Source organism: Myxococcus llanfairpwllgwyngyllgogerychwyrndrobwllllantysiliogogogochensis (assembly GCF_006636215.1).
Classification (GTDB): Bacteria; Myxococcota; Myxococcia; order Myxococcales; family Myxococcaceae; genus Myxococcus; species Myxococcus llanfairpwllgwyngyllgogerychwyrndrobwllllantysiliogogogochensis.
Map to the genome: position 1 here is coordinate 1 of NZ_VIFM01000302.1, position 12,882 is coordinate 12,882.

The 12,882-nt window shown below is 68.8% G+C and carries 10 protein-coding genes and 1 pseudogene; all 11 read right to left on the bottom strand.

The window, feature by feature from the left end; translation table 11 throughout:
* A pseudogene (locus FJV41_RS42400) lies at positions 1-792 on the bottom strand (adventurous gliding motility protein AgmC); the annotation flags it as partial.
* 433 nt (positions 793-1,225) lie between these two features.
* Complete coding sequence (ftsA, locus tag FJV41_RS42405) at positions 1,226-2,458, bottom strand: cell division protein FtsA (protein WP_141648320.1); 1,233 nt, start codon at positions 2,456-2,458, stop codon at positions 1,226-1,228.
* A gap of 44 nt (positions 2,459-2,502) precedes the next feature.
* Entirely contained in the window at positions 2,503-3,357 is an 855-nt protein-coding gene (locus tag FJV41_RS42410; RefSeq protein ID WP_174453140.1) for a cell division protein FtsQ/DivIB, read from the bottom strand.
* A 137-nt stretch (positions 3,358-3,494) separates the two neighbouring features.
* Positions 3,495-4,451 (bottom strand): D-alanine--D-alanine ligase, encoded by a 957-nt coding sequence (locus FJV41_RS42415; RefSeq protein WP_141648322.1) that lies wholly within the window; start codon positions 4,449-4,451, stop codon positions 3,495-3,497.
* The gene (murB, locus tag FJV41_RS42420) at positions 4,448-5,383 is read right to left on the bottom strand and encodes a UDP-N-acetylmuramate dehydrogenase (RefSeq protein ID WP_141648323.1); all 936 of its coding nucleotides are present in this window, start codon (positions 5,381-5,383) and stop codon (positions 4,448-4,450) included. The genes FJV41_RS42415 and murB overlap by 4 nt, the downstream gene beginning before the upstream one ends.
* A gap of 5 nt (positions 5,384-5,388) precedes the next feature.
* The gene (murC, locus tag FJV41_RS42425; protein WP_141648324.1) at positions 5,389-6,807 is read right to left on the bottom strand and encodes a UDP-N-acetylmuramate--L-alanine ligase; all 1,419 of its coding nucleotides are present in this window, start codon (positions 6,805-6,807) and stop codon (positions 5,389-5,391) included.
* Entirely contained in the window at positions 6,804-7,949 is a 1,146-nt protein-coding gene (murG, locus tag FJV41_RS42430; RefSeq protein WP_141648325.1) for an undecaprenyldiphospho-muramoylpentapeptide beta-N-acetylglucosaminyltransferase, read from the bottom strand. The genes murC and murG overlap by 4 nt, the downstream gene beginning before the upstream one ends.
* A complete protein-coding gene (gene ftsW / locus FJV41_RS42435; protein ID WP_141648326.1) occupies positions 7,946-9,109 on the bottom strand; it encodes a putative lipid II flippase FtsW in 1,164 nt (387 codons plus the stop codon). The genes murG and ftsW overlap by 4 nt, the downstream gene beginning before the upstream one ends.
* A 4-nt stretch (positions 9,110-9,113) precedes the next feature.
* Positions 9,114-10,481, bottom strand: a complete 1,368-nt coding sequence (gene murD / locus FJV41_RS42440; protein WP_141648327.1) for a UDP-N-acetylmuramoyl-L-alanine--D-glutamate ligase — start codon at positions 10,479-10,481, stop codon at positions 9,114-9,116.
* A 23-nt stretch (positions 10,482-10,504) separates the two neighbouring features.
* Positions 10,505-11,683: a phospho-N-acetylmuramoyl-pentapeptide-transferase gene (gene mraY / locus FJV41_RS42445; protein ID WP_141648328.1), complete on the bottom strand. Its 1,179-nt coding sequence runs from the start codon at positions 11,681-11,683 to the stop codon at positions 10,505-10,507.
* Positions 11,683-12,882, bottom strand: a 1,200-nt coding sequence (locus tag FJV41_RS42450) for a UDP-N-acetylmuramoyl-tripeptide--D-alanyl-D-alanine ligase (protein WP_141648329.1), incomplete at its 5' end; no start/stop codon positions are given. The genes FJV41_RS42450 and mraY, both read right to left, overlap by 1 nt.

Sequence of the window (12,882 nt, forward strand, 5' to 3'; positions counted from 1 at the left end):
ACCCGCCCCCGCGCTGCCACCACCGCCGCCACCCGAGTTGTGGCAGATACCGCCGCCCGCGCCGTTCGCGATGTTGCCGTAGCCCGTCGTTCCCGCCGCGAAGGGGTCCGTGTTGTCGTAGCTCCCCAGCGCCACGCCCTCGCCCTTCGGCGCGCCGCCCGGATAGGCCTGGTTGATGCCGGTGCAGCCATCTCCGGCACCATTCCAGAAGATGCCGCCGCGGAAGCCCGCGTTGGTCGCGGAGATGGAGCCCGCGTTGTTCACCGCGCCCGTGGCCAGGAAGATGAGCACGCCACCCGTGGTGCCATCCCACGGCCTGGCGACGAGGCTTCCCGCCGCGTTGACGGTCACCGTGGAGTACTCGGGAACGCGGATGGCCTGCGTCCCGGTGTTGGCCGCGAAGGCCACCGTGAGCGGCGCGGTGAAGGTGAGGCGCGTCGCCGTCAGCGCCTGCACGCGCCCGAACTGCCACCGGCCCACCGCCACGTTGGCGGGAGCGTTCAGGTCGATGGGCGTCTGGCTGCCCGACGTCGGGGCCGTGAGGCCCGCTGCCTGGAACACCAGCACCAGGTCGTTCACCGCGAAGCCCGTCGACGAGGCGACCGTGACGAAGCTCTGACCGGCCGGAACCGCCGCCGTCACCCGCGTATAGGCGTTGACGACAGTGTCGGCCGCGTTGACGGTGAGCGCGCCGTCCGAGCCATCGCCCAGGTGGACGGTGTCAGCGGACGCGTAGGCAGAAGGGGCCACCAGCGCGGCACACAGGAGCGCCAGCAGGCCGACGGCGGGCAAGCGAGCACGTACGCGCCGCGACTCGACCAGCGAAGTAGGAGTTTGTGGGTTCGGTTTCATAGGCCTGGGCCGCGCGGAGTGAAGTGGGGCCCGGGCGGCATCGACGGCACATAGCAATCCAGGAGCCACCCTCCGTCCACTTCTGGTCCTACCCCGGCCCAGGGGGGTTCTCCCTCCCGTCCCCTCTGAGACGAAGCAGCGGATCCGAATCACGGATCCGGATTCTGGAAACCGGACCGGATGACCCACCCCACTGGGGCCTTGCGGGCCCGCGTTGACTCGTCAACCCAAGGCCTCGGGTCCTCGTTGACGCGTCAGCCCAGACCGTGGCGTCCGAGCCGGTTCGTGACGCGCCCCGTCGGAAAAGCAAAAGGGGCCCTCCTTCCGGAGAGCCCCTTCGCGTGGCGCCAGGACGCGGATGCGTCCCGAGGCGCTAGAAGATTTCCTCGAGCCACTCGCGCATGCGGCCCTTCACCTTCTTGTACACGTTCTCTTCGCGGATGCGGAACATGCGCCGGTCCAGGTGCTTGGCGCCGTACACGACGAGGCCCACGCCCGTCGCGTACATGGGGCTCTTCACCACGTCCACCAACCCGCCGATGCCGCGCGGCATGCCCCGACGCACCGGCAGCCCGAGCACTTCCTCGGCCAGCTCCGGCATGCCCGCCAGCAGCGTGGAGCCACCGGTAATCACCACGCCCGAGGCCAGCAGGTCCTCGTAGCCGCACTTCTGAATCTCACGGTGCACGAGCTGGAAGATCTCCTCCACGCGCGGCTCCAGGATTTCGCACAGAATCTGCCGCCCGAGGACGCGGGGCTGACGGCCGCCCACGCTCGGCACCTCCAGGGTGTCGTCCTTGTTGATGAGCGACGCCAGCGCGCAGCCGTACTTCTGCTTGATGCGCTCGGCCTCGTGAGCCGGCGTGCGCAGGCCGATGGCGATATCGCTGGTGAGGTTGTTGCCGCCCAGCGCAATCACCGCCGTGTGGACGATGGAGCCGCCAGAGAAGATGGCGATGTCCGTGGTGCCGCCGCCGATGTCGACGAGGCACACGCCCAGCTCCTTCTCGTCCTCGCCCAGCACCGCCTCGGCGCTCGCCAGCGGCTGCAGGACGATGTCGGAGACATTCAGGCCCGTCCGGTTCGCGCACTTGACGATGTTCTGCGCGCTGGAGACGGCGCCCGTGACGATGTGCACCTTGGCCTCCAGGCGCACGCCCGCCATGCCCAGGGGCTCCTTGATGCCGCCCTGGTCATCGATGATGAACTCCTGGGGCAGGACGTGGATGACTTCCCGGTCCAGGGGGATGGCCACCGCCTTCGCCGCGTCGATGACGCGCGCGATGTCCGCCTCGCGGACCTCCTTGTCCTTGACCGCCACGATGCCCTGGGAATTGAAACCCTTGATGTGGCCACCGGCGATGCCCGTGTAGACGTGGGAAATCTCCGCGCCCGCCATCAGCTCCGCCTCTTCAATCGCGCGGCGGATGGAGGAGACGGTCGCCTCGATGTTGACCACCACGCCCTTGCGCAACCCCTTCGACGGATGCGTCCCGATACCGATGATGTCGATACCGCTGTCGGTCAGCTCCCCGACGATGGCGCAAATCTTCGTCGTGCCGATGTCGAGGCCGACAATAATCTCCCCCGACTTCTGCTTCGCCATGACAACCCTCCCAGGCCCCCCACTCTCGTGAAAGGGGCGTCCTCTTACTGCCTCGCGCTCCCGTTCCTCTCGGACACGGGGCTCGAAAGCTTCACCGCCACCCAACCGGGCCGGGCCCGGTTATCCAGGTGAATGATCTCCGCTGCAAGCCCCCTGGCGCCCAGTTCGCGCCGGACACGGCCCAACCGCTGCAGCTTGACCTCGGAATTCCCTTCGCCTAGGCGCACTTCCTGCCCGGAAGCGGCCACCAGCGTCACCTCCCGCCCCTCCATCCGCACCTCGGACAGCCGCTCCGGCTTGCCCGGCGATTCCTTCGCGTACGCCCGCGCCACCTCGAGCGCCGCCTGGAACCGCTGGCGCGCCACGGCGGGGTCCGTCACGTAGCCCTCACGGTCCACCCCGGTGACGAGCGGCAAATCCAGCCCGTCCCCCGGCGTCACCCGCTTGAAGGGCTCGCCCTCTTCGTCCAGCACGTACAGCTCCCCCATCACCGCCAACGCCTCCGGGACGTGCTCGGACACCTCCACGGAGACACGGTTCGGGAAGCGCCGCGTCACGTCCACCTTCTTCACCCACGGGTGCTGAAGCATGGCCCGCTCCAGCCCCCCTACATCCAACGCCCAGAGGTTCTGACCCTTCGTCAAAGCCGCCAGGCGCAGCAGCTCCACGCGCGACGCGCGCTGCAGGCCTGTGAAGGACACCGCCGCCAATTCGAACCGGGGCGACACCAGCGCCCACCGGCGCAGCTCCACCCCACCCCACACCAGCAGCCCCGTCACCAGCGTCAGCGCCACCACCTTCACCACGCCCGGCCCCTGCGAGCGCACCACGCTCTTCACGGCCTCATTTCGCTGGGCAGTGTCTTGACGGCGGCGGTTTTTGCTTCGACCGAAGGCCATGGTGGGAACGCTGGGACCCATGCTGCGCGCGGATGGATCTCCACGCCAGTTTTTGGCTACAGCGACGTCGCTGTAGCGCCCCGGCCCCACGAGAGGCCAGGACATCGAGGGGGGATTTGACGAAGGGGAAGGCCGTCTCAGGCCTTGAGACATGCGCCTTGCAACAGGCGCTCGCACAGGGCTGGGAAGTCGATACCACGTCCTGCGGCAATCTTGGGCAGGAGGCTGGTGGCCGTCATGCCTGGCAGCGTGTTTGTTTCCAGCAGGAACACATCGCCTCCGTCGGTGACGATGACGTCCGAGCGCGAAGCCCCCGCACAGCCCAGGGCCCGGTGCGCGCCCAGGCACACCTCGTTGACCCGTGCATACTGATCCGGAGGCAGGGGTGCGGGGAAGAGGTACTGCGTTCCCGTGCCCGCCTTGTACTTGGCATCGTAGTCGTAGAACTCGCGGGCGGCGCGGACCTCGATGACGCCCAGGGCCTCATCGTCCAACACTCCACCCTGCACTTCACGTCCCTTGACGAACTGCTCCACCAGGAGGGTGCCCGCATACTTCGCGGCGTCCTTCACGGCGGCGTCGTAGTCCGCGCGCGCCTTGCAGATGTGCACCCCCACGCTGCTGCCCTCGCGGCTGGGCTTCACCACCACCGGGAAGTCGAACCCCAGCGAGTCCCCCGCCGCCAGCGCGGACGCCTCGTCGGCGAAGGCGCGGTAGGCGGGCGTGGGGATGCCCTGGGCGATGAAGACGAGCTTGGCATAGACCTTGTCCATGGCCATCGCCGACGCGAGCACGCCGCTGCCGGTGTACGGGATGAACATGGACTCCAGCAGGCCCTGGAGGCTGCCGTCCTCGCCGTAGCGGCCGTGCACCGCCAGCCACGCCACGTCCACCTTCTCCGCGATGAGGCGCGCGGGAAGGTCCTTGCCCACGTCGATGTCCACCACGTCGTAGCCCAGGGAGCGCAGCGCGCCGGCCACGGCGGCGCCGGTGCGCAAGGACACCTCGCGCTCGGACGACAGGCCGCCGTACAGCACGCCCACGCGCTTGTTCTTGAGTTCGTCCTTCGAGAAGGCGCCGCGATTCGCTGTCATGGCAGGAACTCTCCCACGCGTTTGACTTCGGGTTTCATGTCGACACCGGAGTGCTCCTGTACACGCGTCCGCATCAGCGTGATGAGCCCCAGCACGTCCCGGGCGGTCGCCCCGCCCAGGTTGACAATCCAGTTGGCGTGCAGCGTCGAAATCTGTGCCCGCCCCAGCGTGTGCCCCTTGAGGCCCACGAGTTCAATCAACCGCCCGGCATGGTCTCCGGGGGGATTGGTGAAGACGCTGCCGAAGTTGGGCTGGCTCAACGGCTGCGTCCGCTTGCGGTAGCCCAGGTCCGCGTCCATGGCGACCTTGGAGGCGGCGACATCGCCCTTGGGCAGCCGGAAGCGCACCCGCGTCACCACGCCCCCGGGCGGAAGCTCCGAGTGCCGGTACGCATGCGGCACCTGCGCCTTCGTCAGCCACCCCACCCCGTCAGGCGTGGCGACCTCCACCGCCTCGATGACGCGAAACGCCTCGCCATTCTTGGTGCCCGCGTTCATCGACACCGCGCCGCCGAGCGTCCCGGGGATGCCCGCGAGGAACTCCGCGCCCACCAGTCCCTGGCCGCGCATCACGTTGACGAGCTTCACGATGGCCGCGCCCGCGCCCAGGGTGATGAGCCCGTCCTCCGGCCCCACCTCGATGAGCTCGGGGAACAAGTCTCCCGGCAGCTTCACCGTGACACCATGCACGCCGCCGTCACCCACCAGCGTGTTGGCGCCGCCCCCGAGGATGGCCACGGGCGCGCCCTCGTCCCGCGCGAGCTTCAGCACGGCGACGAGCGCATCGGGCGAGCGCGGACGCACCAGCGCCTCCGCCGCGCCGCCCACCCGGACGCTGATGAGCGGAGCCAGCGGCTCGCCGGCCTTCACTTCGCAATCCGGCAGTCGCTCCACGCGAGCCGCCAGCGCCGTCTTCACGCCCGCTTCCACCATGTCGGCTAGCCCTTCGTCGGAGCCGCGTTGCCGAGCAGGCCGAGCAGGTCCGGCCCCACGTGGGTGATATCGCCCGCGCCAAGCGTCAACACGAGGTCTCCCTCGCGCAGCCGGGGCAGCAGCGCCGCCGGCAGGTCCGCGCGCTTGGGAACGAACGTCACATCGCGGTGGCCGTGCGCGCGGATGGCGTCCGCCAGGGCGTCACCGGTGGCGCCCGGAATCGGCTCCTCGCCGGCCGCGTAGACGTTGGTGACGAAGAGCACGTCCGCGTCGTTGAACGACGTGGTGAACTCCTTCAGCAAGTCGTGCGTGCGCGTGTAGCGGTGCGGCTGGAAGGCCACCACCACGCGGCGACCGAAGGCGCGCCGGGCGCCCGCCAGCGTGGCCAGCACCTCCGTGGGGTGGTGCGCGTAGTCGTCCACCACGGTGATGCCCTTGGCCTCGCCCTTCACGGTGAAGCGCCGCTGCACGCCACCGAACTCGGCCAGCGCGGTGCGCACCGTCTCCAGGGGGATATCCATCTCCTCCGCCACGGCGATGACGGCCAGCGCGTTGAAGGCGTTGTGCGCGCCCACCATGCGCACGCGGAACTCGCCCAGGTCCTCCTCGCGGCGGAACGCATGGAACGTGGTGGTGAAGCAGTCCAGGGCAATGCTCTCCAGGCGGTAGTCCGCCATGTGCGAGCTGCCGTAGGTGACGAAGCGCTTCTCGATGCGCGGCAGGAGCGCCTGGACGTTGGGGTTGTCCAGGCACAACACGTTGAGGCCGTAGAAGGGCACCCGGTTGCAGAACTCCACGAAGGCCGTCTGGAGCACCTCCAGCGAGCCGTAGTGGTCCATGTGCTCCGGGTCGATGTTGGTGACGATGGAAATGGACGGGTGCAGCTTGAGGAAGCTGCCATCGCTCTCGTCCGCCTCCACCACCATCAGCTCGCTCTTGCCCAGCTTGGCGTTGGAGTCGAGCACGTTCACCTTGCCACCCACCACCGCCGTCGGGTCCAGGCCCGCCGCGCTCAGCACGGTGGCCACCATGGACGTCGTCGTCGTCTTGCCGTGACTGCCCGCGACGGCGACGGAGTACTTCAGCCGCATCAACTCCGCGAGCATCTCCGCGCGGGGGATGACGGGAATCTTCCGCTGGCGCGCGGTGACGACCTCCGGGTTGTCCTTGCGCACCGCGGACGAAATCACCACCACGTCCGCCTGCACGAGGTTCTGCGCCTTGTGCCCCTCGAAGATGGTGGCGCCCATGCGCGTCAGGCGCCGGGTGATGTCGCTCTCCTTCAAGTCGGAGCCGGACACCCGGTAGCCCAGGTTGATGAGCACCTCGGCGATGCCGCTCATGCCGATGCCTCCGATGCCCACGAAGTGCACCTGCGCGGCGTGCCGCGTCTTGAAGAGGCTGGGGGGCTTGTTCTTCGTCACGACTTGCTCCTGGGTGCCGTCTTCGCCTCGGGGGTGGGACGCTCGCGGCCGGTGGGGCCCCAGGTCTGCACCATCAGGTCCACACACACGTCGGCCAGCTCCTTCGCCGCCTCGGGACGGCCCAACAGGGCCGCCTTCTTCTCCATGCCCTTGAGCCGCTCGGGCTGCGACTTCAGCGTCCGCAGCGTCTCCGCCAGCTTCGCGCCCGTCAGCTCCGACTCCTGGAACATCAGCGCCGCGCCCGCGTCCACCAGCGCCCGCGCATTCACCGTCTGGTGGTCATCCGTCGCATGCGGGAAGGGAATCAGGATGCTCGCCTTCTTGCACACGGTCAGCTCCGCCAGCGTGGTGGCACCCGCGCGACAGATGACCAGGTCCGCCATCGCGTACGCGCTCGACATGTCGTCGATGAACTCCACCACGTCCGCGTGGAAGCCCTTGTCCGTGTAGCCCTTGCGCACCATCTCCAGGTCGTTCTTCCCCGTCTGGTGCACGAAGCGCAGGCCTTCCTTCAAGTCGCCCAGCGAGTCGAGCGCCTCCAACATCCGCTGGTTGATGCCCCGCGCGCCCAGGCTGCCGCCGAAGACGAGCACCGAGAAGTTCTCGTGCGCCACGTGGCTGCGCAGGTAGTTGTCCATCAGCTTGCGGCGGATGGGGTTGCCGATGAGCTGCACCTTCTTCTCCGGGAAGAAGCGCCGCGCTTCATCGAAGGCGATGAAGACCACCCGCACCACCTTGCCCAACAGCTTGTTGGTGAGGCCCGGCAGCGCGTTCTGCTCCTGGATGGCGGTGGGGATGCCCATCAGCCACGCGGCCAGGACGACGGGCCCGCTCGCGTAGCCGCCCACGCCCACCACCACGTCCGGCTTCTGCCGGGCGAGGATGCGGAACGACTCGATGAAGGCCAGGGGCAGCGCGAAGAGCGCCTTGAGCAGGGAGAAGAAGCCCTTGCCCTTCAGGCCCTGCACCTTCACCAGCTCCAGCGGATAGCCCTCGCGCGGAACCACGCGCGCCTCCAGGCCCCGCTCGGTCCCCACGAAGACGACCTCGTTGGCGTGGTGACGCGTCACCACCTCTTCCGCCAGGGCAATGCCCGGGAAGAGATGGCCCCCGGTGCCGCCCCCCGCGATGAGCACCTTCACGCCGCCACCTCCCTCAAGTCCGAACCCGCCCGCGCGCTCCGAGGCGCTCCCTGCGCGCTGGCGCTCAGCGACAGCAGCACCCCCGCCGCGCCCATCAGCACCACCAACGACGTGCCTCCGTACGACACGAACGGCAGCGTCAGTCCCTTGGTCGGCAACAGCCCCATGGCCACGCACATGTTCACCGTGGCCTGGAACGCGATGATGGAGGTGAAGCCCAACCCCAGGTACGTGCCGAAGGTCTCTCCGGCCGCGAGGCTCGCGCGCACGCCGCGCCACAGGACGATGGCATAGAGCGAGACGAGCACGCCCACGCCAATCAACCCCGTCTCCTCGCCGAGGATGGAGAAGATGAAGTCGGTGTGCGCTTCCGGCAGGAAGAAGAGCTTCTGCCGGCCGTCGCCCAGGCCCAGGCCCACCACGCCGCCGGAGCCGATGGACATGAGCGACTCGGCGACCTGGTAGCCCACGTCATGCCGGTGCGCCCACGGGTCCAGGAAGGCCAGGATGCGCTTCATGCGATACGGGCTGGAGGCAATCGCCACGTACGCCAGCGGCAGCGCGAGCAACACGGAGCCGACCAGGTAGCTCAGCTTCGCGCCAGCGGCGAACAGCAGCACGAACAACATGAACACCAGCAGCACGCTGCTGCCAAAGTCGGGCTGGAGCATGCAAAGCATCACCAGGATGCCGCAGAGCGCCAGGTGCGGGAGGAAGCCCACGGAGAACGTCGCCACCTTCTCGCGCTTCTTCGCCAGCGAGTAGGACAGGTAGACGACCCAGGCGAACTTGGCGACCTCGGCCGGCTGGAGGCTGAAGCCCGGCAGCCGAATCCAGCGCCGCGCGCCGCCCGCCGTGGAGCCGATGCCGGGAATGGCCACCAGCACCAGCAGGACAATCGCCGCGAGCAGCAGCGGATACGCCCAGCGCGCCAGCTTGCGCCAGCCCAGCTTCATCGCCACGGCCATCACCACCAGGCCCAGGGCCGCCGCGGTGACCTGTCGCTTGAAGAAGTAGAGGCTGTCGCCGAGCTTGTCCTGCGCCAGCACCGCGCTCGCCGAGTACACCATCACCAGTCCCATCGTCACCAGGCCCAGCACGGCGCACAGGAGGATGGGGTCGAACCGCACGGGAGCATTCGACGGAGGAGAGGTCTTCATGCCGTCACAGCGCTCCGACCAGGCGCTTGAAACTGTCGCCCCGGTCCTCGAAGTTCTTGAATTGATCGTACGACGCACACGCGGGCGACAGCAGCACCGTGTCACCTGACTTCGACAGCTCACGCGCCTTCGCTACCGCCGCCGCCAGCGTGCCGCACGCATGCACCGCCGCCTGCCCCTCGTACGCCCGGGCGAGCAGGTCCGAGTCCGCGCCGATGGTCAGCACGCCCTTCACCTTGCCCCGCCCCTCTTCCACCATGGGCGCGTACGGCGCGCCCTTGCCCTTGCCACCGGCAATCAGCCACAGCCCGCCCTGGAACGCGCGCAGCGCCACCAGCACGGAGTCCACGTTCGTGGCCTTTGAGTCGTTCACCCACTCCACCCCGTCCAACACCCGCACGCTCTCCAGCCGGTGCGGCAGGCCCGGGTAGCTGTCCAGTCCCGCCTGCACCGCCTCGGCCGGGACGCCGCCCAGCCGCGCCAGCAGCGTGGCCGCCATCGCGTTCTGCGCGTTGTGGGCGCCTCTGAGCGCGCGGTTGGCGAGCCGGTACTTCTCGCCCTGGAAATCCAGCCGGAAGCCGCCCGCCTCCGCCACCGCGAGCCCCGCCAGCGTCGGTGCGTCCGCCACCGGCTTGCCCGTGACGCTGAAGCCGTACACGGGCACTCGCGCCTGGCGCGCCAGCGCGAGCACGTCCGCGTCGTCCGCGTTCACCACCGCGAAGTCGCCCTCTCGCTGGTGGTGGAAGATGCGGGCCTTGGCCTCGCCGTACGCCCCATGGTCCGCGTACCGGTCGATGTGGTCCGCCGTGAGGTTGAGGATGGCGGCGCCGCGCGGGCGCAGCGTCTGGATGCCCTCGAGCTGGAAGCTGGACAACTCCACCACCAGCGCGTCCCAGTCTCCAGGGGACAGCGCGGCCTCGCTGAAGGGCCGGCCCAGGTTGCCACCGACGAACGTGCGCTTCTTTCCCTGGACGAACAGCTCTCCGGTGAGCGCCGTGGTGGTGCTCTTCCCGTTGGTGCCGGTGATGCCAAACAGCGGCACCGACTCCAGGAAGCGCCACGCCAGCTCCACCTCGCCCCAGATGGGAACGCCCGCGGCCGCGGCGGCGCGCAGCTCCGGCAGCGCCAGAGGCACGCCCGGGCTCACCACCACCAGCGACTGCGACTCCAAGAGGCCCGGCGTCGCGGGGTCGGTGACGAGCGTGGCGCCCAGCGCCTTCACCTCGCGGGCCACGTCGCCCAGCGCGTCCTCGCTCCGGGCGTCCAGCGCCGTCACGCGCGCGCCCCGCTGGCACAACAAGCGCAGCGCCGCCACGCCGCTCTTCGCCAGCCCGTACACCAGCACCTTCTGCCCGGACAGCGCGAACGTCATGGATGTTCCACCCCTCGGGAGAATCAGCGCAGCTTGAGCGACAGGAGCGCCACGCCACCACAGAGGATGGAGACGATCCAGAAACGGACGATGATCTTCGGCTCGGCCAGGCCCTTGAGCTCGAAGTGGTGGTGCACCGGCGCCATCTTGAACACGCGCTTGCCGGTCATCTTGAAGGAGGCCACCTGAATCATCACGCTCAGCGCCTCCGCGAAGAAGATGCCGTGGATGATGGCGGAGACGACCTCGTTCTTGGACAGCACCGCCAGCCCGCCCAGGGCGCCACCCAGCGCCAGCGAGCCGATGTCCCCCATGAACACGGAGGCCGGATACGTGTTGAACCAGAGAAAGGAGATGCCCGCACCGACGATGGCCGCGCAGAACACGGCCAGCTCCGCGCCACCCGGCACCTGGAGGATGCCCAGGTATTGCCACAGCGGCGTGGCCACCAGCTTCGTCGTGCCGCCCACCGTCACCGAGTCCGCGATGCTCAGCGTGGTGCCCGCGACGTAGCAGAGCACCGCGAAGGTAATCGCGGAGACGATGGTGGGGACAATCGCGAGCCCATCCAGGCCGTCGGTGAGGTTCACCGCGTTGGACGTGCCCACGATGACAATCCAGGCGAAGACGACGTAGAACCAGCCCAGGTCCAGGTTGAACCAGTGGGACGGAATGAAGGGCAGCGTCAGCCGCGTGTTGATGAGCAGCGTGGGGCCGAACGAGCCGTCCGGCTGCGTCCACGTCGTCAGCAGGCCGAAGACGGCGATGAGGAAGAAGACGGTCTGCAGCACCATCTTCTTGCGCCCCGCCAGGCCCTTGGAGTTGCGCTTGGACAGCTTGAGCCAGTCGTCCAGGAAGCCGATGAAGCCGTAGCCGAACGTCAGGAGCAGCACCACCCAGACGGCGCGGCTCTTCAGGTCCGCGAACAGCAGCGTGCCCGCGGCGATGCAGATGAGGATGAGCGCGCCACCCATGGTGGGCGTGCCCTTCTTCTTCTGATGCGAGTCCGGCGTGTCCTCGCGGACGTTGCTCTGTCCGTGCTGCTTCAGGCGCAGCCTCGCGATGAGGCGCGGCCCAATCAACATACCCAGCACGAGCGCGAAGACCCCGGCGGCGATGATGCGGAAGGTGGGGTAGCGCAGGAAGTTGAGAACCCGCCCCGCTTCCGTGTTCTGGATGAGCTCGTAGAGCAGATACAGCACTAGTGGTTTCCTCCGGAGGATGCGGTCGTGCCCGTCAATGCGGCCACCACCCGCTCCAGCCGCATTCCGCGGCTCGCCTTCACCAGCACCACGTCGTGGGGGCGCAGCCTCGGCGTCAACCACGCCACCAGGGGCTCCACCTCCGTGAAATGCGCCGCGGACCCACCCAGCCCCGCGTGCTTGAACCCTTCCGCGGAGCGCGGGCCGAAGAAGGCCACCAGCGCCGCCTTGCTCGCGACCTGCCCGCCCAGCCGCGCGTGCTCTTCCAGCTCGCCCGGGCCCAATTCCAGCATGTCGCCCAGCACCGCCACCGCGCGGCCCCCGGGCGTCACCAGCGTGCCCAGCGTCTCCAACGCCGCGTCCATGGAGGCGGGGTTGGCGTTGTAGCAGTCGTCAATCACCGTCACGCCCCCCAACCCGTCCACCACGTTGAGGCGCCGCGCGTACGGCTTCGCCGCCTCCAGCCCCTTCACGCACTCTTCCGCCGTGTAGCCCAGGGCCAGCGCCACCGCGAAGGCCGCCGTCGCGTTCTGCGCGTTGTGCGGACCGATGAAGCCCAGCCGCACCGGCCACTCGCGGCCCAGGTGGCGCACCGTGGCCACCATGCCGTCGCGGCCCTTCGTCTCCACCGACACCAGCCGCACATCCGCGTCTTCCGCGCGGCCGAAGGTCAGCCGGTTCGCTTCACTGCGCTCGGCTTGCGCGGGGATGAGCGGGTCATCGGCGTTGACGACAATCGTCGTCCCGTGCCCCATCTCCTGGAACATCTCCCCTTCCGCGTCCGCCACGCCCTGAAGGCTGCCCAGCCCCTCCAGGTGCTCGGGCTGGACGACGGTGATGACGCCCGCGTCCGGCCGCACCACGCGGGTGAGCCGCTGGATTTCGCCGGGCCGGTTCATCCCCACCTCGATGACCGCCGCCACGTGCTGGGGCTCCAGCCGGAACAGCGTCAGGGGGACGCCCACCTCGTTGTTGAAGTTGCCTTCCGTCTTCAGCGCCGGCCCGCGCGTGGCGAGGATGGCGCCCACCATCTCCTTGGTGGTCGTCTTCCCGTTGGAGCCACCCACCGCGCAGATGGGAATGCGGAAGCGCTGACGGTGGTGGCGGCCCAGGGCCCCCAACGCCATCAGCGTGTCGTCGACTTCGTAGAGCGTGAAACCGGTGGGCAGCGCGGGCAGGGCACGGCCCCGCCCCACCAC